The sequence below is a fragment of the Paenibacillus sp. FSL L8-0708 genome (assembly GCF_038009325.1).
Taxonomy (GTDB): Bacteria; Bacillota; Bacilli; order Paenibacillales; family Paenibacillaceae; genus Paenibacillus_AQ; species Paenibacillus_AQ odorifer.
In genome coordinates this window covers 1,164,239-1,188,076 of the sequence record NZ_JBBPBC010000001.1, presented here as the reverse complement: position 1 = coordinate 1,188,076, position 23,838 = coordinate 1,164,239, and the positions used below count along the sequence as shown (strand labels likewise).

At 45.8% G+C, this 23,838-nt stretch carries 18 protein-coding genes and 1 riboswitch; of the genes, 3 read left to right on the top strand and 15 right to left on the bottom strand.

The annotated features are described in order from the left end of the window. Positions 1–73 precede the first annotated feature (73 nt). Complete coding sequence (locus NYE58_RS05265) at positions 74–541, top strand: hypothetical protein (protein WP_076276837.1); 468 nt, start codon at positions 74–76, stop codon at positions 539–541. Between the two features lie 49 nt (positions 542–590). Beyond that, positions 591–1,295, top strand: a complete 705-nt coding sequence (locus tag NYE58_RS05260) for an AIM24 family protein (protein ID WP_076276836.1) — start codon at positions 591–593, stop codon at positions 1,293–1,295. Between the two features lie 97 nt (positions 1,296–1,392). Here NYE58_RS05260 and NYE58_RS05255 read toward each other — a convergent pair whose 3' ends face one another. Both NYE58_RS05255 and NYE58_RS05250 read right to left on the bottom strand, forming a co-directional pair. Then, positions 1,393–1,848, bottom strand: coding sequence for a Dps family protein (locus tag NYE58_RS05255; RefSeq protein WP_036676579.1), 456 nt, complete (start codon positions 1,846–1,848; stop codon positions 1,393–1,395). Positions 1,849–2,035: 187 nt separating this feature from the next. Then, positions 2,036–3,514: a potassium/proton antiporter gene (locus tag NYE58_RS05250; RefSeq protein ID WP_341001246.1), complete on the bottom strand. Its 1,479-nt coding sequence runs from the start codon at positions 3,512–3,514 to the stop codon at positions 2,036–2,038. 194 nt (positions 3,515–3,708) lie between these two features. On the opposite strand from NYE58_RS05250, the gene NYE58_RS05245 reads away from it, so the two are divergent. Next, the gene (locus NYE58_RS05245) at positions 3,709–4,776 is read left to right on the top strand and encodes a GNAT family N-acetyltransferase (RefSeq protein ID WP_341001245.1); all 1,068 of its coding nucleotides are present in this window, start codon (positions 3,709–3,711) and stop codon (positions 4,774–4,776) included. An 87-nt stretch (positions 4,777–4,863) separates the two neighbouring features. Here NYE58_RS05245 and NYE58_RS05240 read toward each other — a convergent pair whose 3' ends face one another. From NYE58_RS05240 to NYE58_RS05180, 13 genes are all read right to left on the bottom strand, one after another. After that, positions 4,864–7,569: a discoidin domain-containing protein gene (locus NYE58_RS05240; RefSeq protein WP_341001244.1), complete on the bottom strand. Its 2,706-nt coding sequence runs from the start codon at positions 7,567–7,569 to the stop codon at positions 4,864–4,866. 51 nt (positions 7,570–7,620) lie between these two features. Then, positions 7,621–9,141, bottom strand: a complete 1,521-nt coding sequence (locus NYE58_RS05235; protein WP_256721818.1) for a glycosyl hydrolase — start codon at positions 9,139–9,141, stop codon at positions 7,621–7,623. Positions 9,142–9,292: 151 nt separating this feature from the next. After that, entirely contained in the window at positions 9,293–10,843 is a 1,551-nt protein-coding gene (locus NYE58_RS05230; protein ID WP_341001243.1) for a glycosyl hydrolase, read from the bottom strand. 12 nt (positions 10,844–10,855) lie between these two features. Beyond that, a riboswitch (cyclic di-GMP riboswitch) is annotated at positions 10,856–10,935 on the bottom strand. A 136-nt stretch (positions 10,936–11,071) separates the two neighbouring features. After that, entirely contained in the window at positions 11,072–12,445 is a 1,374-nt protein-coding gene (locus tag NYE58_RS05225; protein ID WP_076129262.1) for a sugar phosphate nucleotidyltransferase, read from the bottom strand. A gap of 739 nt (positions 12,446–13,184) precedes the next feature. Beyond that, positions 13,185–14,525 carry a UDP-glucose dehydrogenase family protein gene (locus tag NYE58_RS05220; protein WP_076129263.1) on the bottom strand — a complete coding sequence of 447 codons (1,341 nt, stop codon included), beginning with the start codon at positions 14,523–14,525 and terminating at the stop codon, positions 13,185–13,187. Between the two features lie 4 nt (positions 14,526–14,529). Further along, positions 14,530–15,630 carry a glycosyltransferase gene (locus NYE58_RS05215; RefSeq protein ID WP_341001242.1) on the bottom strand — a complete coding sequence of 367 codons (1,101 nt, stop codon included), beginning with the start codon at positions 15,628–15,630 and terminating at the stop codon, positions 14,530–14,532. Positions 15,631–15,691: 61 nt separating this feature from the next. Beyond that, positions 15,692–16,831 (bottom strand): glycosyltransferase family 4 protein, encoded by a 1,140-nt coding sequence (locus NYE58_RS05210; RefSeq protein ID WP_036676593.1) that lies wholly within the window; start codon positions 16,829–16,831, stop codon positions 15,692–15,694. Then, on the bottom strand, positions 16,831–18,018 hold the full coding sequence (locus NYE58_RS05205; protein WP_341001240.1) for a glycosyltransferase family 4 protein: 1,188 nt from the start codon (positions 18,016–18,018) through the stop codon (positions 16,831–16,833). Before NYE58_RS05205 ends, NYE58_RS05210 begins: the two co-directional genes overlap by 1 nt. After that, positions 18,005–18,862, bottom strand: coding sequence for a glycosyltransferase family 2 protein (locus NYE58_RS05200; protein WP_038568901.1), 858 nt, complete (start codon positions 18,860–18,862; stop codon positions 18,005–18,007). Before NYE58_RS05200 ends, NYE58_RS05205 begins: the two co-directional genes overlap by 14 nt. Before the next feature lie 26 nt (positions 18,863–18,888). Continuing rightward, the gene (locus NYE58_RS05195; RefSeq protein ID WP_076129264.1) at positions 18,889–20,274 is read right to left on the bottom strand and encodes an oligosaccharide flippase family protein; all 1,386 of its coding nucleotides are present in this window, start codon (positions 20,272–20,274) and stop codon (positions 18,889–18,891) included. Continuing rightward, positions 20,240–21,718: an O-antigen ligase family protein gene (locus tag NYE58_RS05190; RefSeq protein ID WP_076129265.1), complete on the bottom strand. Its 1,479-nt coding sequence runs from the start codon at positions 21,716–21,718 to the stop codon at positions 20,240–20,242. The genes NYE58_RS05195 and NYE58_RS05190 overlap by 35 nt, the downstream gene beginning before the upstream one ends. Beyond that, positions 21,715–22,488: a WecB/TagA/CpsF family glycosyltransferase gene (locus NYE58_RS05185; protein WP_036676606.1), complete on the bottom strand. Its 774-nt coding sequence runs from the start codon at positions 22,486–22,488 to the stop codon at positions 21,715–21,717. Before NYE58_RS05185 ends, NYE58_RS05190 begins: the two co-directional genes overlap by 4 nt. Beyond that, a complete protein-coding gene (locus NYE58_RS05180; protein ID WP_036676609.1) occupies positions 22,485–23,831 on the bottom strand; it encodes an O-antigen ligase family protein in 1,347 nt (448 codons plus the stop codon). Before NYE58_RS05180 ends, NYE58_RS05185 begins: the two co-directional genes overlap by 4 nt. Positions 23,832–23,838 lie beyond the last annotated feature (7 nt).

The following is a 23,838-nucleotide window of genomic DNA, read 5'->3' as shown; positions in this document are numbered from 1 at the left end:
TACGCTGTCAGAAGCTGTCAAGCTGTGTTAAAATAAAAGAACTACAAGCCTAAATTGGGTGGTGATTATATAGATGAAGCAACATAAATCCCGAGCATATCTACAGCTGTTATATTCGCTCCTGTTCTTGCTGACGCTTACTGTATGCCTGCCAGCTCCTGTAGCAAAAGCTAATATATTCAGTGATATCTATAATGGAGTTAAAAATTTCTCCGAGCTGCCAAACGAAGTGAATGAATTAAAGGAAGGTTTTCAGCAAACCGCTGAAGAGCTTCAGCAGGCAAAAGATAAGCTCGCGAATACCACGCAAGAGATAGAAGCTTACCGGATACAGAACGAAAACCTGCAGGAACAGAATCGCCAACTGACACAGATGGTTGATGAATTAAAAAATGACCGGACGGCACGCGAAGAATATTATCATAAAATCAAAGTGACTATTTTTACAGGGATTGGACTAATCCTAGGTTATTTTATACTGATTCGTTTCATTCGTTTCAGCATGCTTCACCGTTCGCGAAAAGGCGACCGTCTGCGTTAGTCTTACGTATTTATTGAAGATAACAGTCACAGCATGAGGGAGATGAACTATGAACATCGATATCCAAGATGAAAGCGACAGTGGGAGCGGACAAGCCGTAGCCTTCACCCTTGGAAAGAAGGAAGAGGTTCATGTCCTGCATCCACAGCAAATCATCGCTTATCAAGGTCCTTCCTCAGGACGAGCAGACAGATTTATGGATGTGAAAGGCATATACCGCAAGCGAAAGTTGATTCGTTCCGACATGGCTGGCCCGTGCCATTTCATTGCAGCCCTTCCACCAGGCTATCGCATAAAAATCCTGCAGCTCGATGGCAAAAGCGATCTGCTGTACGACTTTAAGCATCTCTTCTTCTACAGTATAGGTATTTCACTGGAGACCCGAGTGCTAAGCATGAAGAATGTGCTCGTTACACGGGATATTGTAAAGGTGAAATTTTCGGGCAATGGCATGATCGGCATACTGACGGAGGGTACGGTCTGTGAAGCTGTACTGCATCCAACCAACCCCCTTTATGTCGATGCAGGCAGCATTATTGCTTACCCTGAGAATGCCAAGCTGGAGCTTACCGTTTACGGCAATCATTTGGCTAGCCAGCATATGAGCTATCACTGGAAGATGACAGGTCACGGGCCTGTGCTGTTTCAGGCAGGACGTCAGAACCGCCGATTCGAAAGAGATAATAACGATGATGGAATTGTTAAACGATTTCTACGCGAGGTAGTCCCCTTCGGGGGTGTGTTTATTAAATAGTTGTGTTCAGAAGTAAAACCACCAGCAAAATAAAGAGCGCCTGCGTATCCTATACGCAGGCGCTCTTTGTGGTTCTATCCTTTATAAGACTGTTGTCTTAGGCGATAAAAGCATTCAACATCCAAGCATGTTTCTCAATGCTGCTTCTAATACCAATCAGCAGATCCGCAGTGGGTTGATCAGCCAGTTCTTCTGCAGTAGCAATCGCAGCTTGCAGTTCTTTAGAAACAGTTGTAAAGTCTCTAACCAGCTCCATTACCATACCCTTGGCATCTTCGCCGCCACGAGCTTCCTGTAAATCGGAAAGCTCCAGATATTGTTTCATAGAGGAGGCAGGTTGTCCACCAATAGCAAGCAGGCGCTCAGCCAAATCATCTGCATAACCAGCAGCTTCATTGTAGAGTTCTTCAAACTTCTCATGCAGCGTGAAGAATTGGGATCCGCTAACATACCAGTGATAATGATGAAGCTTTACCCCAAGCAGGAACCAGTTCGCGGTCTGGCGGTTCAAAGCAGCGTGCAGTTCAGTTTGGCTCTTTAGTTGTGTACTCATTAATAAAACCTCCTATGGTTAATTTATTATATTGTATTTAGACTCGTTCTAAATCTATATACAATTTAACACATCCTTTTGCTTTTTGCAACCACTCTGAAGATTTGCATGTTGCCGATTCTAGCATAACTTTTGTTATAACGCCTATTATCTCTGTCACACTCTGGATAACGTCCTCTTTCTAGACTTAAATCAAAGATATATTTTCCTCCGCCGTCTTCCCTTTCTGACTCCGGAAAAAAGCCCTCATCTCATCGCGTTTGCTCTTTGGACTTAAGACATATACAGTATCCCCTGGCTCAATGACGGTACTGCCATGGGGGGTGACAATGCTTTTATTCCGGATAATAGCAGTAAATAAGATATCATCTGGCAGTCCGATATCGGAGATTTTCTGCCCGGCAATGGGCATGTAAGGTTCAATTCCTATGTGGTTGAACTCGGAATCCGTCTTGCCAAGGGCGACCAGCTCCATCAGGGATGGCTGTGCTGAATCCTCTTGCCCCACCAGCTTCAACCGGGAAGCCAGCGGTGAAATGCTTGTTCCTTGAATCACTGCTGAGGTCAGCACGACGAAGAATACCACATTGAAGAACAGTCGGCCGTGGGGAAGATTAGCTAGCAACGGATAGGTTGCCAGCACAATTGGAACGGCTCCGCGCAGGCCGGCCCAAGAAATTAGTGTTTTTTCACGAATAGAGAATCTGGAAAAGAGCAAGCTTATAAACACTCCTATTGGCCTTGCCACAACCATCAGAATGACGGACAGCAATATACCTTGCCAAGCCACCTCTGCCAGCTCCTGTGGAAATACCAGTAGACCCAGCAATATAAACATAAATATTTGCATCATCCAAGCAAAGCCATGACTAAAATTCATAATGGTTCGATGATACATCAGCTCGGAATTGCCAAGGGTAAGACCCATTACATAGACAGCCAGCAAGCCGCTGCTATGAACGAGTGCAGATAAGCCGTAGGTTAGGACAGCAAATCCAATTGCCAATACCGGGTAAAGTCCCGTAGAATCCAGGTTAATTCGATTGATAAGATATACTGCGACTTTACCAAGTACAATCCCTATCACCAAACCAACTGCCATCTCCCATATAAAGGACAGCACAAGTCCCCATATCGCCATATCCGGATGCTGAATCCATTCGATCAGCGATACTGTCAAAAATACCGCCATAGGATCGTTGCTGCCTGATTCCGCTTCGAGTGTCGAGGTCAGTCGTTTGTCAATATTCTTACCGCCTAATACCGAAAAGACCGCAGCCGCATCAGTCGAACCCACGATAGCTCCGAACAGAAAACTTTCTGCCCATGACACCTCAAGAATCAGCTTAGCGAACACCCCAACGATAGCTGTCGTTAACAATACGCCTACCGTGGATAAGGATAATGCCGGCCGAATAATAGGCTTGATATCCTTAATACTAGTCTGCATCCCACCTTCGAACAAGATAACAACCAGCGCAAAAATCCCGGCCATTTGTGTTAAGGAAGCATTGTTAAAAAAGATAAATTGACTCAGTACCATCCCCGCAGCAAGGAAAAGCACTAGAGCTGGCATTCCAAATTTAGTGGAGAATTTGGTGGAAAACACACCTACAAGTAAGATAGCTGCCAGCAATAATATGATATTATCTGCAAGTTGGGTCACCGTTTATTCACTTCCCTTTCGCTTCTAGCTTAAAATATAAGCTTCCTTATTTATGTACGTTATTACCCTTATCCACCTCCTTTTGAGACATTGAATAATATAAGCAGGATTGAAGATTTCATCCGCTGGGGCTTATACTTAAAATAATTCCTTTCTACCCTACTCGTATTTACATATAAGGAGGCTGACTGTATATGCAATTGAGATTAATTAAACCTGCGGAGCTGGAGCAAGCCGCTCTTCTAGCCCATTCCATCTTTCGTAAAGCTGGCGACACTTCTATGAAAGAGCTGTTTCCGCTGATTTTTAGCCCTGGTTACACTCACTCTTATGCAGCCGTTGCCGAAGACGGTAACATCGCTGCTTTTATGGGATTAGTGCCCTCCACGATCCGCACTGGAGAAGCTCTCCTGAACGTGTTCTCCATCGGCGCGGTTTGCACAGATCCTGCTTATCGCGGACAGGGACTAGCCGGTCAGCTTCTACAGCTATGCCAGACCCATGCTGCGAATGCCGGCGCATCGCTTATCTTTGTCTCGGGTGACCGCTCGCTGTATACCCGAGCGGGATGCGTACCGTTCGGCGGTACGCAATTGGCCGAGCTGAACGCAAGCTCGGCTCACGCACTTGCTGCCGCAGCAGGGGAAGAATGGACGCTGCGGCCAATGCAGCCGGGCGACTTCTTCGCCGTCAACCGGCTGCTGAATGAACGCGAAGCCGGACAGGTGTACAGTCCGGGTGAGCTGGCGCTGCTGCTGGATGCCGAGGCTTACGCGGGTGTGCTGGGCTTGTCCCAGCGCTCACTCGTAGCCGTGCGGGACGGCAGCATCGAGGGGTTCGCCGCGATGGCTGTGCCCGCGGCGGATGTGCCGGCGCCGAGCCCAGCGACGGCGGTGGAATGGGCCGGCCAGCCGCAAGCGGTAGCGGCGTTGCTGGCCAAGGCGGCTCTGTGCGGCGGCGTTGGCACGCTGCAAGTGCCTGTGCCGTGGCAGGAGCGCAGCCTGCTCGCGCTTCTGCGGGACGCCGGCGCCTCCTTAAGCGCCGGCGCGAACAGCGGGACGGTCTGCATCGCAGACCGGGAAGCGCTTTTGCGGCAGACGGAAGTATGCCGCAAGCGTAGCCTCGACTTGTCGTCTGTGGACGACGACAAGGAGCTGATCTCGCTGCTGTTTGATCCAGCGAGCCCGCTTCGCACCTCTGATTCCTTGGGGGAATCAGAGGCAATCCCTTTACCTTATATGTCAGGCCTCCATTTTATTTAAAGCACAAAAATAACCTCAGCGGGAGAATGATCCCGCTGAGGTTATTTAGTATGCTCTATTAACAGTTATATAAATTCAAATAATTGCTTATTCTCTGGAGTACACCTGTAACTCTTGAATAGACCAATAATTCCCGGCCGCTCCATTCTGTACAATTTTGACATACCTCGTCTTCACTTTAGAAAAGGATATCTTAGTAAGCTCTTTCGTACCTTTTCCAGACGTGAGTTTTTTCCAGTTTTGAGCATCGTCAGAAATATAGACTACATAGTCTCTTGGATAATCAAACGGTGATAACGTGCTATCCAAATCTATTCTTTCAATTTCATGTGCTTCACCCAGATCAATCTGAAAATACTCACCGGAAACCTGATGTTTTCCCGTATCCCAGCGCGTGCGCCGATCCCCATCGATAGCCAGACTAGGAGCTGATGCTGCCGTATTCACATTTGAGGATACCTTCCATTTAGTACGATCCAGAGGAACCAGTCCAGTGGCTGTAATCTGAACTTTATCGGACAGTAAATTAGAGCCGGATACCCTTACCGCGTAGGTATATAACGTCCCTTCACGTAAATTATGATCCGTATATTCTGTAAGCTTCACATCGGTGGCCACCACCTTCATTTCCCCGCCGCTACCTTCAGCGCGAAGCAGCTCATAGCTTGCTCCTGGTGCCTCCAACCAATTTAATTTTACAGCTAAACCTTTTGTTGCTGCGGCTTTGAATCCTTTAGGTGCCGACGGCTTTACTTCAGAGGAAGGCTGCATAATATACTGAACAGCCTCACCTGGAGCAAGGGTCTCCGTAAAGGTTAACGTAGGAGTAGCCTTTTTACCTGTTACATAACTTCTTGCTTTTTCATACGTATCCCCGTTTCCAAAACGTTCCCCTTCATACACCCCGTTTTTCGGCATAGTCACATTTACACTCACAGTTTGTGGAGTAGATTCAAAGTTAACGAAATTAACCAGCACCTTATTTGAGGTCGCTCCGCTTCCCGCAAGAGGCTTCAATGTAGAAGTATCCACGGCCCGAACATATACCAGCTTGTCGGCTAACACATCTTTGTTGGCAATTTGATAAGTTAGCGGAGCTCCATGTGTAGCATAGGCAAGACTGAGCCTTCTCATGATGCTGACACGTGAATCCTCATTTTCTTTTGTATAATAAATCTCTGTGGTCGCCGGATCATGCTCTTCTAAATTAAACCCGTATTTGAATAAACTGAAATCCTTAAAAAAAGCAGCATGCTGCACAAACATATCCGCATAACCAATATGTGCACGCATGATCCGGTCGAATACAGCCGCTGTCCGCTCCGTTGCCCCGTATTGATAGGCATCCACATGACTGTCCGAGGTACCAAATTCAGTGGTCAGCATTTTTTTGCCGAGTCCATTGTCTGCACCAGTGAAGGTCTTCAAATTCTCAGTAAAGCTTCCTCCATTACTAAAAATATAAGAGTCGCCGTAGGAATGTCCATTGGTCAAATCCGTAACCTTCTCCAGCTCCATACGTTGCTCTGGATCACGTTCCCAGCCATCCGGATCTCCACATTCCTTCCCAGTTCCCTTCTGATTACCGCAAGAATCCTCACTGTAGCTCGGCCAATATGCCCAGCCCGGAGCAACAGTTTGTAAATGGGGCGCGATTTGCTTGCCCTTTTTATTCAGCCAGTCCGCAATCGCCAGGTTCACTGCCTTAGAACGATTGAATAATCCCGGCTCATTATCTACCTCATAATATTGAAAATAGGGGCTATATTGCTCAAAATAATCTGTCAGCTTTTTCTCCGCGTCAGCAGGCAACGATCCATCTGCCTTAAGCTTAATATCACCAGTATGCAAATACAAAGCAACCGCCTGCATGTTGTAATCCTGCAATACCTTGTAATATTCCATCATATCCGAGCAGGATCTCCCGACATCACTGGCACAGCTAGTACGCATCACATTCCCGCTATAAGCCATCCCTAGCCATTTGATAACATAAGGCAAGTGCGTAACTGCACCTTCATCGAAATAAAATTGTTTATTATTCACTACTGTTCCCGTCAGTGTATAGCTGCCATGGATAGGCTCAGAAATTGGAGCGTTAAGAGATTCTAAACGGAGATTATCCCAAGTCCACCAGGAATATTCGTCTTCTTTGTCACTGCAATATAAACAGCGAACCGTTTGCAGCTTCAATTCATTCGTTCCTATCTTCAATTGCTCCTTGGGAATATATAATTCATAGGTCTTTTGAAAGTTATATTCGCTTTCTGTGCCAGCAACGCCCGCAATTTGAATGATCCCCGACAATTGATGATTGGAGAACACACTCATTTGCGGCACGGATTTATAAGCATCCAGAATACCTACGCTAAATAAGACCCCATTCTCCGGGATCTTATTTAGCTGATAGGTGATCGTTAATTCCGGCTGGGTCTTTCCATTCAAGCCTGCAGGCAAGCTCTGAAGAGCCGATGATTTGAGCACCGAAGAAGTAACATTAAATTCCTTCTTGCTGCCAGAAGTGCCACTCGCAGCGAATTCAGCTGCTGAGCCATCATGTTGTCCCAGATTCCAGATCACAGTACCATCCGGTATTTCTGCTGCAGCATCAGTTCCTGCAGATAGTCTCGGTATATTGGCACCTACCTTATAATCGTTTGTCCTATTCGTTCCGAAGACAGAGACAGACAACAGAAACAAGACGGTTAATGCGGCGAATTTTAGTAATAACAGTAATGGTTTGTTTGCAGATATCTTATTTTTTCTATTAGATATTCTCCTCGTTATTCCCATCCATAGGTCCTCTCTTTCTTCCGGAATGTCTTACCCTATCATTTCATTAGATTAAGGAAGGAACAATGCCCCTTGTGGAATTACCTGCTGCTTCTGGCGGGAACTCTCCCATAGCAAACGAAGATTGGCATCTCCTTCATTCTCATAATATTCAATTTGGATATCATAAAGCGTTCCGGCTGTGAGCGGGATACTTCCTTTATGAAGGGTTGCACTTTGATTTTTCCAATTGTCGATGATCAGCTTTCCGTCAATCCAGACACGGACTCCATCATCAGAGGATGCCGAAATCGTATATTTTTCACTGAATTTGGGTTTGAGTTTCCCTTTCCAGCGTACAGAAAAGTGATCTTCATTTATCTCTGAGGCAGGAGACCCGCCATGCCAATTAAAATCAATCTTACGGTCATTGCGGATAAGTACCGCTTCTCCCTCTAAATCAGTATTGTTATAGTATTCTCCAGTTAAACCCGTTAGGGTTATCGGAGTTACGGGTGCTATCGAAGGACCTCCTGTTGTGAGAACATAGTCCTCTCTTGATACTATAAACGAGTCTTTCATAAAGCTTTTAATTGACTGTAGCGTATTATTTTCTGTCAGTAATTTTCCCCAGGTCATCATATAGACCCATTTATTTTGTTTCTCAGTTAATACATCCGGGTTCGGCAGTTGCCCACTCTCCCCGATTCCGATAGGTTTACCCTCGGCCAATGCGAGCAGATCCTCATAGTAGGACTGTTTATAATCGTTATTGTAGATATCCGCAGCCAGAACATCGAGTTTATCCCCACCGGGATAATATGCAGCATATGGATCTGACCATTCATTCGGCGCATTCGGATTCCACACCCACAGTAGATTATTTAGCTTGTGTGTGTTTACAAAACGATCATAGACAATACTCCACAGCTCTGAAAAATTGTCCTTTTTCCCCCACCAAAACCAACCACCATTCATTTCATGGTAAGGTCGCCATAAGACCGGAACTCCGGCATCACGCAGCTGACCCAAATATCCAGCAACCTCGTCTAGATCTGAGATTAGCTTCTTATACTGAGCTGTCCCAGGTGTAACATAAGCATTAAATTTCTCTTGACTGAGACTTCTGTTTACATTGGACCACTCTGGAGAGGTTCCCGGTAAACTCTGATGGAAGGTCATGGCTACAATGCCACCCTCTTGATGCCATTCAATTGCACTGTCTATAACAGCTTGCCGCTGTTCTGCGATCGTCTCTTCGGATTGATTATTAATCGCCCCTAATTCATAACCATGTAGAACAGCATTTTGTCCCGAAGTATTCTTCAGCTTATGAACCAGTTCATCTGGACTTTCTAGATAATCATGCTGGCCGGACAAGATCCCTTTGCCACGTAGATTTACCAAATTACTCAGCAGTTGCTTGGCTTCTTCAGAAGCCGAAGGATTGCTTGGTATAGCCGGAGGTAGAGAGGAAGAAACACTCATAGCCTTCGGAAGACTTTTAACCTCTCCCCAAGGCAGCAAGGAAAAAATAATAAACACCGGTAACATAGTAAACAACAATCTGTTTTTCTTATAATATTTACGCAAATAAATCCTCCTTTCGGTAGCTGTACTGCCTCCACAGGTGTTAAAAACATACCTGTTATCGGACAATCGTCTTCTGACCTAATGAGGACTATAGCTTAGTAGCTCTGCAATAACGCAGAGCCACTAAGGATCGACCTTTAATTTTCATCAATCAGGAGACATCCGGAAGAAAAAGTGCACTTGCTGGAACTGTCTCTTTAGCTTGACTAGCACTTTCCCACATCAAGCGGACTCTCGCATCGCCTTCATTCTCGTAATACTCCACCTTGATATCATATAGCTGGCCAGCCTTCAGCGTTATAGTGCCCTTACGCTCAGTACCACTTTGCTTAGTCCAACTATCAATCACGGATTCCCCATTCACCCAGACACGGATACCATCATCTGAGGTAGTGTAAAATGTATATTGCTCATTATATAATGGCTTGATTTTACCGCTCCAACGTATGGAGAACCGATCAATCCCGAGGGCGGCATCCGGCGAGCCTTGCCGCCAATTGAAATCGATTATTGCATCAGTTCTGTTAAGAGCTGCTGCTCCCGACAACTGCATGTTGTTGTAATACTCTCCTGCAAGCCCCTTCGCGAGAGGAATTGCTGCCTCCCCCTCTTCTTCGGAAGGTGCCGGCGCTGGTGCGGCGCTAGGTGTCGGTGCCAGACCAGTATTTAATTTATCTCTGGTCAGGGTATAGTTGCTATTCATAAATGTTTTGATTGTGTCTGCACTGTTATTCTCGTAAAGCATTTTTCCCCAGCTCATCATATACGTCCATTTATTTTGCGATTGCTGAAGCTTCTCCAGATTAGGCATTTCACCATTTTCCCCGATCGCAATCGGTTTGCCTGCGGCTAGACTCAATAAGCTGTCATAGTATTTTTGCTGGTAATCATTTTCGTATATATCTGCTGCCAGAATATCTACTTTATCAGCACCTGGATAAGTTAGCGCATAAGGATCTGACCAAACATTGGGAGCATTCGGACTCCATACCCATAACAAATTATTTAATTTATGAACGTTAACAAAACGGTCATACATAATATTCCATAGTTTAGAAAAGTTATTTTTCTTCCCCCACCAGAACCAGTTCCCGTTCATTTCATGATAGGGTCTCCAAAGCACCGGAACGTTGGCATCGCGCAAGCTTTTTAAAGAGACGGCCACCTTATCAAGCTCAGCGATCAGATTGTTATATTGCTTGGTACCCGGTGTAACGTAACTATCGAACTCACTCTGGCTAAGTGTTTTTTTCACATTATCCCAGTCATAAGAGGTGCCCGGCAGGTTAGCATGAAAAGTCATAGCTACGATCCCGCCCGCTTTATTCCAGTTGATGGCGCTGTTCACCACACTTTGACGTTGCCAAGCCATCGTTGCTTCGGACTGGCCACTGATCGCACCCATTTCATAACCGTGAAGAGCCGCATATTGTCCGCTGGTTCCCTTCAGCATATTGTTAATTTCATCTGGACTTTCTAAATAGTCATGTTGACCGGCAATAATACCTTTTCCTGAGATCGAGTAAAAATAGTTAAGCAGCTTTACGGCTTCAGGTGAGGCACCTGGGGTAACTGGCGTTCCAGAATTTGAAGCAGCTATGACAACAGACGGCGAAATTCCAACAGCAAGCGGAAGTGCAGTCAGAAACAGGACGAGTGACAGAAATGCACCAAACAATCGATACGTACGGTAAGCTTTCAAAATAATCTCCCTTTCGGTAGCCAGGCTGCCACTCTTTCGAAGGCCCTATAGCTTTGCGTCCCTACCTTTCGATAGGTTTGCCTTTTCAATTTAAGAGAAATAATCTCTCTTACCGTAAGTATCGACGACAATTAATGATATATTAAGTGTTTTTATGACTTTTTTTGATAATTGAGTCAATTTACCTGTTTCAAGAAATTTTGAATTGGTTAAATAGATAGGTTAGACCTATGAAATGAATTGTTGTAGTTCTATATCATTCCAGTCTAAAGTAATACGTATGTTATCTTCTTCTACTAATTCAGACCCCGTCTGTACCTCTATAAACTCAACATCCGTCAAAGCAAGGATCGCGTGCTTCGTTCCTTCCGGTATACGTACCACGTCCCCAGCCTTCACATTATGTTTTTTCTCATTCAGCACAATACTTGCTTCGCCGCTGACGATTGTCCAAATTTCACTACGCTTGCGATGTAATTGATAGCTGATATTATTCCCCTCGGATATAAAAATCCGTTTGGTCAGCACTTCATTGCCTTCATCATATTTCACATAATCAATAACTTTGTAATGACCCCAACGGCGTTCCTCGTACATCGGTCTTTGTTCAAAGGTCTTCAGCACTTCTTTAATCCGTGGGCTCTCAGCTTTATGGGTAACTAGAATCCCATCCGGGCTAGCCGCAATGATCAGATCCTTCGCACCAATTACCGTAATCGGAATGTCCAGCTCATTAATCAAGCAAGTCCCCTCAGAATCCGCCGTCACAAAACCTTTTCCTACATGCTTGCTGCTCATTTCCTCTGTCAGCGTATTCCACGTTCCAAGATCCTTCCAGAATCCATCATACGGCTGCACCACAATATGTTCTTCTTTCTCCACCACTTCATAATCAAAACTGATGGAAGACAATAGCTTATACTGCTTCTGCAATTCTTCATATCCTAAAGGCAACCCTTTACGCTGCAAAATATCTAACAAGTACCCTAAGCGGAAGGCAAACACTCCGCAATTCCACAAGGCATTTTGCTCGATGAGCTGTTCTGCTTGTATGCGGTCAGGTTTCTCTTGAAAGTGACTCACCTTCATAAAACCATTTTCCCCCGCCTCTTCGGTGGTAGGAATAATATATCCGTATTTCTCTGAGGCATGTTCAGGAACAACACCCATTAGAGCCAGATTTGCTCCACTTTCCAGCATGGTCCCCTCAAGCATAGCTATGGTATCGAAAAAAGATGCTTCTACATAAGGGTCAACAGGCAATATTGCTACCGTCTCCGCTGGAGAAACACCTGCCACTGAATAAAGATAGGTAGCTGTTAAGGCGATAGCCGGAAAAGTATCCCGACGCTCCGGTTCAACGATAATCGGCACATGACTTCCCAGTTGGCTTTGTATCATTTCTACTTGGCCACGGCCGGTGGCCAGATAAGATGATTCTGCCATCCCTGCTTCCTCCAGCTGTCTCCAGACACGTTGTACCATGGATTCTGGTTCACCTTGAGGGCTTTCAAGTACCTTTAGAAATTGCTTTGAACGTGAGTCGTTGGACAACGGCCATAACCGTTTACCTGAACCGCCTGATAGAAGTACCATTTTCATAGAATGAACCCTCCTTGAATTATGGAAATCGAGCATATTTGAATTGTTATCAAAACGTCAGCTTCCACTTAGCCTTATTTCGAGCGGATGCACTAAAAAAATTTGTTAGGTAGAAACCACTCCAAGGGATTTTGGACTTCCGATCGCTGTTATCCTCAGATTTCCTGATTGAACCGCTTCTCGCGGTAGAAATCCGAGGATAGCATATGCTTTTGAAGCTAGCTTTCCTACGGAAATCTTTCGGGCGAACACTCCGTTTCTACAATTCCAAATTCCCTTTCCGTTCTTAACCTAACCAACTTCTTCTTAATACTTGATCCGTGCGTACCGGGCTGTACCAGCCGGAAGCAAGCACGTTTTTCTAAAGATTTGCTTCTGCTCCGGGGGAGGCAGCTGCAACTGCAAGAACAACTGCAAGAACAACTGCAACTACAAGAGCAAGACTAGTTGCCACCACAGAGACAGAGACAATGACAACTACAAATGCTACTGCGGTATATAATCAGAGTACCTAACTTTATAAATTGCTTAGAAACTTAAGATAAGGGAACGGAGTGACGGAGGGGAATTTTGGAACTGTAAGAGCGATAGCGTCCGCCTTTGTCTGCGGATTTCTACCGCTATCAGCGGTTAAAATCAGGAAATCTGCAGACAACAGCGGCTGGAAGTCCAAACATTCTCTGGAGTCACGGCTCATCCCTAAATAGAAAAAACACATGTTCAATCAATATAACTTAGATTAAACCGCTCCAGCTACACTAGCAGAATAACCGCTCAATCCACCCATCTGCGGGCGACCGACAGAATGATAAACGAGGCCGGTACCCTCGATTTGCTCCTTGGAATACACGTTGCGTCCATCAATCAGCACCCCATTGCGCATGCTTTTCGCCAGCTGATGCAGATCAATGTCCTTCAGTAGGCTCCAATCGGTCAAGAGGCATACGGCATCGCTGCCCTCAGCCGCCTCCTCTGGCAGATTGCACCAGCGAAGCTGCGGATGATCGTATTGCTGCCTGAAATTTGTAGCTGCGATTGGATCATATAGTTTGACTGTTGCCCCTTCAGCCACCAGTGCCTCAACAATCTCTCTGGCTGGAGCTTCGCGGACATCATCAGTGTTAGGCTTAAAAGCAAGCCCCCATATCCCAATTGTCGAACCGCGCAGGCTGCCAAGTGATTCATGCAGCTTGGAGATGATCATAAACCGTTGTCCCTTGTTCACTTCGACTACAGATTTCAATAATTTGAATTCGTAATCGACGTTGCCCGCAATTTGAATGAGCGCATTAGTGTCTTTCGGGAAACAGGAGCCTCCATAACCGATACCAGCCTGCAGGAAGGATGACCCGATTCTTTGGTCCATACCCATTCCTTGTGCTACCTCGGTTACATCAGCTCCCACTTTTTCACAAATATTGGCGATCTCATTAATAAAGGAAATCTTCGTGGCCAAAAATGCATTCGAAGCATATTTGATCATTTCAGCACTGCGTATATCTGTTACAAATACATTTTCTGTGAAACCCTTATGAAGCTCGCGCATCGTTGGTTCCAGCTCTGGATTATCAAGGCCAATGATAATTCTATCAGGATGGAGGGTATCGCGAATCGCTGACCCTTCACGTAAAAACTCAGGTGCAGACACGATATCAAAAGAATGTTGGGTATACTTAGAGATCATTTGAGAGATTTTTTCATTTGTTCCTACTGGAACTGTAGATTTAGTCATTATAATTTTGTGCCCTTCCATCGCTTTGGCGATTTCAGCGGCTGCACCCTCAATGTAGGTTAAGTCTGCTTCACCGTTAGGCAATGATGGCGTACCTACAGCAAGAATGATAATATCTGAACGGCGCACCGACGCTTGAAGATCTGCAGAAAAAGATAACCGTTCCTCACGAAGATTAAGTTCAATCAGTTCCTCGATTCCCGGCTCATAGATGGGCGATTCCATCTGTTTCAGCTTTTTAATCTTTTCCTCGTCCTTATCCACACAGATGACATGATGTCCGCCCAGTGCAAAGCACACGCCAGATACAAGACCCACATACCCAGTACCGATTACTGTCAGCTTCATATAATCATCCTCCTTTTAGAAAATTGACGTACGCCTGCTCAACATACTGCTTGAACTTAACCATAAACGCCTGCTCATCGAATTTACGTGCGTGCTCCATAATTTGATCGATATCCCAAGCGTAGGACTCTACCTCATAAATAGCATTAAGTAGATCCTCCACTTCTTGATGCTGAAAGAACACACCATTTACATAAGGAATAATAGTATCTAGTGCCCCACCTGCTTGATAAGCAATTACCGGTCTTCCTGCAGCGTTCGCTTCCAGCGGTGTAATTCCAAAGTCCTCTTCTCCTGGAAAAATAAATGCTCTACACTGTGCCATCATTCCAGTTACTTGTTCATCTTCTAGCCGGCCCAGAAACGATACATTATCCTTAGCCATGCCTTCGAGACGCTTGCGATCCGGTCCATCCCCTACGATATAAAGCTTAAGACCGTTACGATTGAAAGCCTCTACTGCCAGATCAATCCGCTTGTAGGAAACAAGCCGGGAGACAATTAAATAGTAGTCACCAATGGTAGAAGAGCTTGTAAACCGGGCTGTATTAATCGGTGGAAATATGACATCTGCATCCCGGTGATAATAATTCTGAATTCTCGTCTTCACTACTGAAGAATTGGCTACGAACTGATTCACATTTTTGGAAGTCCGTTGGTCCCACGTTTTGAGCTGCTGCATGTATACCTTAAGCATTTTTTTGAACAGCCCGGAATTCGACTGACGTTCCATGTAGGTGTCATAATCCCATGCGAAGCGCATAGGCGTATGGCAGTAACAAAGATGAAACGTATGTTTAGGAACTTGAATACTTTTCATAAAAGCACTGCTGGAACTCAGGACGATATCGAAACCGCGAAAGTCCAAATCACGGATGGCCATTGGATAAAGTGGCAGCACCCCTTTAAAATTGGTCTTTACCCCCGGAATCTTTTGCAGCCAGGAGGCACGGATATCCGCATCTTTGAGATTGTCAGTAAGGCGGCTTCCGTTAAAAACCGTTGTGTAGATTGGAGCCTCGGGATACATGTGATGAAAGACTTCCACCACTCTTTCCGCGCCGCCCATTTGGATTAAGTAATCGTGCGCTATCGCAATTTTCATGTGAATCATCCTCAAAGTTTTATGGAGCATCATCTTCAGAATTACCGCGTCATCTCATCTGTCAGGTGCCCGCCAACAAACCTTTATAGTAGTCAACGATGTCCTTGACCGTATTCTCGATAACAAAATGCTCTTTCACTCGTTTCATCCCATTGTCCGCCATCCGCCGTCTTTCCTCTGGGTGATCCAGCATCCATTTAATGGAGTCTGCCAGTATCGCCGCGTCACCAGGCTCTATCAGTAGCCCTGTCTCACCTTGAACTACAATTTCTACCGGCCCGCCTTCATTGGAGGCGATCACCGGCAATCCCGCTGCCATTCCTTCAACGATAACTTGGCCAAAAGGCTCAGGAGTTACCGAAGTGTGAATCAGTAAATCAGCAGTATTCATAAGGCCTTGGATATCATCCACATGCCCTAGCATGCTTACATTAGTAAGCTCGTCGTTTTTTATCTTTTGCAGCAATTCCTGCTTATAGGCCTCTTCTCCAAACAGAGCGTCTCCGGCCAGCCAGAATTTCACACGAGGTTCATTCTTAAAGCTTTTTGCGGCTTCCAGCACAATATGCTGACCTTTCCAATGCGCCAATCGACCAACTAGCAGTACGTTAAAATCCTTCTGGTCCCGCATACCGATTCCATTACCAATCGCTTTAGCAAAAGCGGAGTATACGACCAGCGTTTTTTTGGAACGCGGCAGCTCCAAAGCATTCAGCGTAGAATGTGAATTTGCGATGACTCCATTGGGGAGCAGACGCGACAGCAAACGAATTCCTTTGGCAACGATTGGCTTTAAATAAGGAGCTCCAATATGATCCCGGATGTGCCAGATCAATGGAACGCCCGCTATTTTTGCAGCGATGGCTCCGTATAATGCAGATTTCAGGGAATTGGTGTGCACGCAATCTACCTTCTCCGCTTTTAAAAGCGGCGCAAGCTTGCGGCCATAAGCCAACAGCTTGAAGGCTGCAGCAGGTGCTCCCAAGTTGACTGCATTTCTACCACGACTTCTGATGCTCTCATCCAGCGGAATAATACGGACATCCATCCCTTTTTCTCGTAGCCGTTCAGCCAGGGCACCATCCTCAGCCAGGATTACCAGGGGATCGATCTGTTCTCCAATATGGGTAAGGATGTTAAACAGGGCAACTTCTCCACCACTCCATTTAGCAGTGTGATCTATATAGGCCACTCTAAGCATTACGTGGTCACCTCCTCTCCTAAAGCTTGTAGGAACACGGATTCTACTTGATCCGTAACATGCTCCCAGGTATATCTCTCCAGTACATGCTCCCTACATTCATCCCGGCTCGGAAGCAGTTTTCGATTGCTAAGCATATGGATCATGCCTTCAGCCATGTGATCGCTACTTGAACTCTTAAATAGCAGCTCCGGCCGGAAGCCTTGCAAAATTTCCTTATTGCCGCCAATCGGTGTAGCCATCACTGGCAATCCTGAAGATAAGGCTTCAACGGTAATCAAACCAAAGCCCTCCAATGCCTGTGAGGGAACCACGAACATGTCCGCTGCCTGATAATAAGAGGCCAGTTCATGATCAGGAATGTAGCCTAGCAGCCTTACCTTGTTGCTTAAGCCATAGTCGGCGATCTTTTCTTCCAGTTCCCCCCGCAACGGCCCTTTACCACCAATCAGCAGAATTGCATTCGGGAATCGCTCCGCAACTTGCTTCCAGGCTTCAAGCAGCTGGAGTAGTCCCATCCGATTGACCAACCGCCGGACAGTCAGCACGGTTGTTGCTCCCTCAGGTAAATTCAAGGTTCGGCGAATCGCCAATCGATTCGTAGCGGGGATAAAACGTTCCACATTAGCTGCGCCTGGAATCACAATAATTTTGTGTAGTGGCACTCCGTGCAGCTTATGGAGAATATCGCGGAACGTCTCACTAAGCACGATGAACTTATCCGCAAGCTTATAGGCTCTATGTTCAATGGATTTGGCGATGGTTGTTTTGACCCGGTGCTTAATGCCTTGGCCTTCGATTTTCATTTCTTCATTCCATGGGCCATGAAAAGTCATCACTACAGGAATCCCACGTTTCTTTGCTTCCAGGGCTGGACCAATACCATAAGGAGCAAAGTGAGTGTATAAAATATCTATACGGCCACTGCCCTCTTCCATCAGATCGGCCGCCTTACGCTGGAAAGCATCCTTACGTTTCCAGATCCCATCTTTTGGATCTCCGGCATTGTGAATAATCAATTCCTCAGGGGTAGCAGGCGTCTCTTGACTGCAAATCAGCGCATGCACCCGATTACGTGAGGAGAGTTGCTCGCAAACGGATTTGAAATACGTGTTAAGCCCACCCGGCTGTAGCGACGGCCAGCTAAGGCCTGTCGTCATAATGTTCAATCCGTCACTGTACGGCATAGCTTCTCTCTCCTTTATTCTCCTTCTCGGTCTGACTCGTCTTCGCATTGTGCTGAGTCAGCTTTCCCGATCTAATTAATTCATAATGCTTGAAGCCGACCATGAATTCATACATGACCCAGAATACGGATACTCCGAAACCTGACATTCCCTTCTTGAACAACCCGTGTAAGAAATACTTTTGCAGGAAACGGGCTGGTGGTCTTAACAGCAGATGACTGACCCGAAATCGTTTGCCCTTGGCATACGCACTTTCAGCTTCCAAGTCAGTGTACTTATTGAAACGTGCCACATGATCGTTAATACTGCGGTAACCATAATGCCAGAGGGTTCCTGTCAAACGTATGGTTCGCTCTTCAGAGACCTCGGGCATCTCGTGCACCAAGCTATTTCGAATGCCATACGCTTTGCGGTTGTAAAGGCGCACTAGATATTCGCCACGATCCAGCCATCTGCCCATAAAATCACCGATCCGGTAGATAGAATAGGCAACCGATTGATCCATAAGCCCCGGTTTCAGTTCAAGAATACTCGCGGCCAACTCGTCGCTGACCACTTCGTCAGTATCAATAAGGAAGACCCAATCATGAACCGCGCGTTCTACTCCGAACTCCCTCTGTTTCGCATATCCGGGCCAAGGGTTGACGTATACACGACAATTCAAGCTTTCAGAAAGCTGTACTGTCCCGTCTTTGCTGCCTCCGTCAATCACAACCACCTCGTCGGCGAATAACCTGCAGGATTGTATGGCCTTAGATATTCGAACTTCGTCATCCTGAGCGATGATGACAGCCGATATTGGATAATTGCCTTGGCCGCCTACCACGCTTTTTACTGAATCCATGAAGGTTTCCTCCTTTATCTTTCGCATTATCCATTCATATCCATAGGTTTCTTGCGAATGTAAGAATTCATCGTCGTCTTCATCCACTGAATGTCCTCCCGGGTAATGAGCAGCCGCGGAAGTTTAACTTTTAAGGTGTACTTTATATTGAGAACAATGAAGAAAAATCGCAGGATTGCTGATGACAACATCGCTATTCCTGCTCCGAGTAAGCCAAATTTAGGGATGAGCAGGAACAACATTGGGATAACCAAAAGTAAGCCGAAACCTTGAAGCATCGAAACCACTTTTGGCTTGCCTAACGCCATAAAGGCCTGCGCCAGAATGATCGTCCCTCCGCTAATGGTCACTTCAAGGAGCAATAAGCGAAACACGGTTAATGCCGCATTGAAGTCTTTGCCGTACATCAACGGAATTACTAAAGGGGCTAAGAGCATCAGGAATACTCCGCCAAGCATGGTGAAGGTCGTACTTATTCGGAAGGCTTTGAATGTTAACTCAACTGCCTGTTCTTTGGACAGCTCAGAAGCCTTAGGAAACAACACGATCGTAATTGAGCTTGAGAAAAAATTAACCATTCGTGATAGACTCACAGCCACTACATACAGCCCCAAATCAGCAGGTCTTAACAAACCGGCAATTACGATCTGATCGATATAGGTAGAGAAATTGCCAAGCAAGTCATTGCCGTAGGAACCAAGTCCGTAAGTAAACAATCTTTTTAAATTCTGATAGGCCCCTCTCATCTTCACCTTATAGGTACGAAGCAAGGAAATCGTCATTCCGATAAACAGCGGCGCTCCCGGAAGAAGATAGGCAACTGCAGTTGTAAATGGATTCATCTGATCCAGCGCGATCAATATCCCGATCATCGTCAGTGTAAGCAACGGCACTAGATAGCGAATCCAATTAAACCTCTTGTATTCGCCTCTGAATTGAAAAGCTGCATTGTTAATTTGAGAGATCACTATAATCGGACACAGAATCATAGACCACTGAGCAAAGGTCACGACCTCCGGACTGAAGGATTTCAGCCAATAAGGCAAGACCACGATACCTATAATCATCGCTATGACTCCAAAAATGGTACCGAGCAGCAATGCCATACGATAAAGCACTCCGGCATCCTCCGGATTTTTCTTAGCGTTATAGATGAGAGCTGAAGGAATGCCAAAGCTCATGCTAAACGCCAGAAACTGTGACCAGTTAATCATTGCCGTCTGTTCCCCACGACCTGTCGGTCCAAGATAACGTGCGGTCAGTACACCAGTTAACATGTTAATCAATAGGATCATGACACTGACAAACATAGTTTTTACGGCTGCCGAGCTGTTGTCCTTGCTCTTGGCGAACAGTCTAAAAGATGACCAGATTGTTCTAGCGGGGAGAGATTTTGCATTCAACTGCTGCATACGGTGTTCCCTTCCTTCTACTTTGAGTAATCTCCCTTGCGCTGAGGCCAAGACCGATCAGCATCCAGATTAAGTATCCCTTGAGTCCGGGAAACCCATTATCTGAAACTAGACTGACAATCGCACCGGTCCAAGTAGCTAACGCAAGTCGGGCGTAGGGCTGCAATTGGTCCCTGCTGATTACTCTAGCGAATATCTGTTTGACAACTGCGCCTAAAGCTCCGAAGAAGAAAACAGCACCCAGAACACCAAAGGTAAGCAGTAAAGCGATAACTCCGTTATCCATAATTCCGTACTCTCCAAGCTCGCCGTCATTACCAAGCTTAGTCCCTTGGCCTACACTACCAATTCCCTGACCTACTGGATTGGCGGCAACCATCGGCAGCATGTTTTGCCATAAGCTTAGCCGTTCATTATAAGAGTGATCTTCTTGAACAGAAGAAAGTGTCTCTACCCGAGCAACCAGTCCTTCGGCACCAGGCAATTTCGGCACAACCCAGAACAACGCAGCAGCCACAAAAACTAATTGGATCAAGGTTTTCCACTTTCCCTTAGAAGGAGAGGTTCCAATGTACATGAGCAGCATCACCAGGAGTATCAGCCATGCCGCACGTACCAAAGTAGTCAGCAGGCAGATTACAACTAGCAGAACGCCGATCCAGCGCAATGTTCCCCGCCATTTTTTCTCCAGTATCATCGGAACTAAAGCAAACGCTAAGAATGTTGCAGCCGGTCCGGGCGAATTCAGCGTAGAGAACACTCGGATTTCCAATGGATACGGATTTCCGATGGACATCATATCCGCATGTTTCATCCAGAACACATCCCAAGGTGGCACCGTCAAATACTGAACAATCCCGTAAATGGCTACTAGGACTGCAATATTGGCAAAAGCGGTAAGCAACCGATCGATATCCTTCGGCTTGAACTTCGTGACGGCAAAGTACGGCAATAACAGCAGTGGCACAATATAATTCGCTAAGTCATAAACTGAACCCATGCCATTCTTAGCCAGACCGATTAAAGCACCATAACCCAGCGCAACTGCGAACATTAACATGATCCGCGTGGAGGCTTTTTGAATATTATGAATCTCCTTCAGCAGCGGAATGATCAAGGTTACACCGGTTAACAAGGGAGCTAAGCTCAGCAAGGATACAGAGTGATACACTCCTTCTGACCAGTCAGCAATGCGGCGCAGCTCTGGAGCTACGGCCCAGATTAGCAAGGTATAAGCAACCAGCATTTTCGGTCTAAGTATAGCTAACAAGAAAGCTGGGAATAGGATGGCTGAGAGAATGGCTCCCTGCAGACTGTTCGATGAACTCAGCATCGCACTGGAGAAGCCGATGATCAGCGGAAGAGAGACACCTACAGCAGCAGTCCCCCCTATTAATCCAACTGTCTTGATGAACCTAAGTGATGGGGGCGTAAATACACTCATTCCAAGCCTCCTTCCTTCACCTTATCCCGCTTACGCAGTTCCTTAAGTAATAAAAGTAGAAATTGTGCATCGTCCACAAGATATCTTTTCCAGAGCCGGCCCGGCTCCTGGCTAAGCCGCCAGAACCATTCGAACCCTGTTTTTTGCATGAAGCTAGGCGCTCGTTTCACTGAGCCTGACAGAAAATCAAAGGTCGCTCCCACTCCGATCGATATCGGAGCTTGATAAGAGGTATAGTGGCGGTAAATCCACTTTTCCTGCTTAGGTGCTCCTACACCAACAAACACGATATCTGGCTGGCACTCTGTCAGCATTTCTATAATGCGTTCATTCTCCTCCTCATTGTGCTCGAATCCATAGGATGGAGAATAACAGCCAACCACATTTATTCCGGGATGTGCTGTTTTCAAATTCATCGCTGCCCGTTCCGCCACGCCTTCAGCTGAGCCTAAGAAGAACAGCCGGTACTTCCTTTGCTCAAAGGCGTTGCCCAATCGATTAAATAGATCCGCGCCGGATACCTTCTGCTTAAGCGGCTTGCCTAGCATTTTGGATGCCCAGATCAGTGGCATTCCGTCAGCAACAACTGCGCCTGCCTTCGAATATACCGTTTGAAATTCTTTATCCTTACGAAGCTTGATCACATGATCTACATTGCAAGTGAGGATATAAGACTGATTCCTCTCCTGAATGGTTTTATCAATGTAATCAAGCAAATCCATGAAATCATAGTTATCAAAATTGACATCGAACATATTCACTTGACTCATCGTATCACTTCTTTTTGTGGGGAATCGGTTGGCTGTGAAGATCGATACAGGCAGTTCAGGTACCAACAGAACGGAATAATAAATTGGACCGTCGACAGCGTGTTATCGGAGAATGAGTAGATTAAAAACGCTGCAATAAATAACAGATAATAAGGTTTGATCGGCGGAGCCAATGCTCTGTACACCAGAATAAATACAGCCAATAAAGAGAACATCAACAGAATAGCGCCAATATATCCCCCATCGAAGTAAAAGCGGATATACTCGTTGTGCGGAACTACAAAACCCTTATACAATGTTCCATCATTTGCTACCGTCACTGCTCCAAGCCCTCTACCAGACCAAGGAGAGTCCGCAGCCTTGTTTAAGAAATACTCCCATGCCTCTGACCTTCCTGATAAATCAACAGCCGTATCTGTCTGTCTCTCAAAGGAACGTTTCTCAAAATTATCGAGCTGCCAGAAAACGGCGACCATAATCAGGAAAAATGCACCCATCAACGGAATTAGCAGATAGGTTCTGCCCTTCAAATATTGGCGGAGAATATCATAGAAGTAATAGAGAACGGTAAGTCCAAGTGCCAATATAGGCCCTCTTGTTCCTGTTCCAATCAAGATAAAGAAATTTAGAACTAACATGATATAGAAAAAGCGTGCTTGCTGCGGATTCCGCTTCACCTCTATAAATGGAATCGCTACTCCCATAAAGGCCAGCATCGCTAAATGCGCAGGAATATTAGCCCCCTGAATCCGTACAGCGCCTGTATACTCGATGTTGAGAAAATTATGAACATGCGCAAGCTGCAGCAACAAACCAACCACTACACTAACAAGGGGAAGCATACAGATAATTTTGATTTGCAGCTCGGCTACATTCTTTTTCCAGTTGATTAATAAAAATACGAATGGAATGGATAGACCGATAAAAGCTTTAACTGCAATGGATGAGGTCATTTCCGGCAGCCAGATCGAAGACCCAAAGGTAATCACCAGCAGCGCTACCATTGCCCACAAGGGGTGACTCAGACGAAACCGCAAGCCATTGACCAGAATACAAGGAACAAGCAGCATCACGATAACCAATTTATAAAGGGACAGTATCTCCATTCCGAACATGCTGCCATCATATAAAAAGTTAATCGATATTGCCGTCGTGATTAGAACGAAATAACTGATCAGTTCAGGCCGTGAAATCGAGATTCCCAGCAAAATTATCAGAAGCACGGCAGCTATCGCAATCATCGGCTGGTAGATGACCGCCGTTCCAAAGAACAGGGCCGACATGAGATAGAGCATCCCGTATGGCAAAACATTTAATTTGGAGCCCCACTCAAAATTTGTCATGTTAATC

Bases quoted from the DNA above. Each gene is read 5' to 3' on its own strand.
- NYE58_RS05265 (WP_076276837.1), top strand. From the start codon at position 74: ATGAAGCAACATAAATCCCGAGCATATCTACAGCTGTTATATTCGCTC.
- NYE58_RS05260 (WP_076276836.1), top strand. From the start codon at position 591: ATGAACATCGATATCCAAGATGAAAGCGACAGTGGGAGCGGACAAGCC.
- NYE58_RS05255 (WP_036676579.1), bottom strand. From the start codon at position 1,848: ATGAGTACACAACTAAAGAGCCAAACTGAACTGCACGCTGCTTTGAAC.
- NYE58_RS05245 (WP_341001245.1), top strand. From the start codon at position 3,709: ATGCAATTGAGATTAATTAAACCTGCGGAGCTGGAGCAAGCCGCTCTT.
- NYE58_RS05240 (WP_341001244.1), bottom strand. From the start codon at position 7,569: ATGGGAATAACGAGGAGAATATCTAATAGAAAAAATAAGATATCTGCA.
- NYE58_RS05225 (WP_076129262.1), bottom strand. From the start codon at position 12,445: ATGAAAATGGTACTTCTATCAGGCGGTTCAGGTAAACGGTTATGGCCG.
- NYE58_RS05220 (WP_076129263.1), bottom strand. From the start codon at position 14,525: ATGAAGCTGACAGTAATCGGTACTGGGTATGTGGGTCTTGTATCTGGC.
- NYE58_RS05215 (WP_341001242.1), bottom strand. From the start codon at position 15,630: ATGAAAATTGCGATAGCGCACGATTACTTAATCCAAATGGGCGGCGCG.
- NYE58_RS05210 (WP_036676593.1), bottom strand. From the start codon at position 16,831: ATGCTTAGAGTGGCCTATATAGATCACACTGCTAAATGGAGTGGTGGA.
- NYE58_RS05205 (WP_341001240.1), bottom strand. From the start codon at position 18,018: ATGCCGTACAGTGACGGATTGAACATTATGACGACAGGCCTTAGCTGG.
- NYE58_RS05200 (WP_038568901.1), bottom strand. From the start codon at position 18,862: ATGGATTCAGTAAAAAGCGTGGTAGGCGGCCAAGGCAATTATCCAATA.
- NYE58_RS05195 (WP_076129264.1), bottom strand. From the start codon at position 20,274: ATGCAGCAGTTGAATGCAAAATCTCTCCCCGCTAGAACAATCTGGTCA.
- NYE58_RS05190 (WP_076129265.1), bottom strand. From the start codon at position 21,718: ATGAGTGTATTTACGCCCCCATCACTTAGGTTCATCAAGACAGTTGGA.
- NYE58_RS05185 (WP_036676606.1), bottom strand. From the start codon at position 22,488: ATGAGTCAAGTGAATATGTTCGATGTCAATTTTGATAACTATGATTTC.
- NYE58_RS05180 (WP_036676609.1), bottom strand. From the start codon at position 23,831: ATGACAAATTTTGAGTGGGGCTCCAAATTAAATGTTTTGCCATACGGG.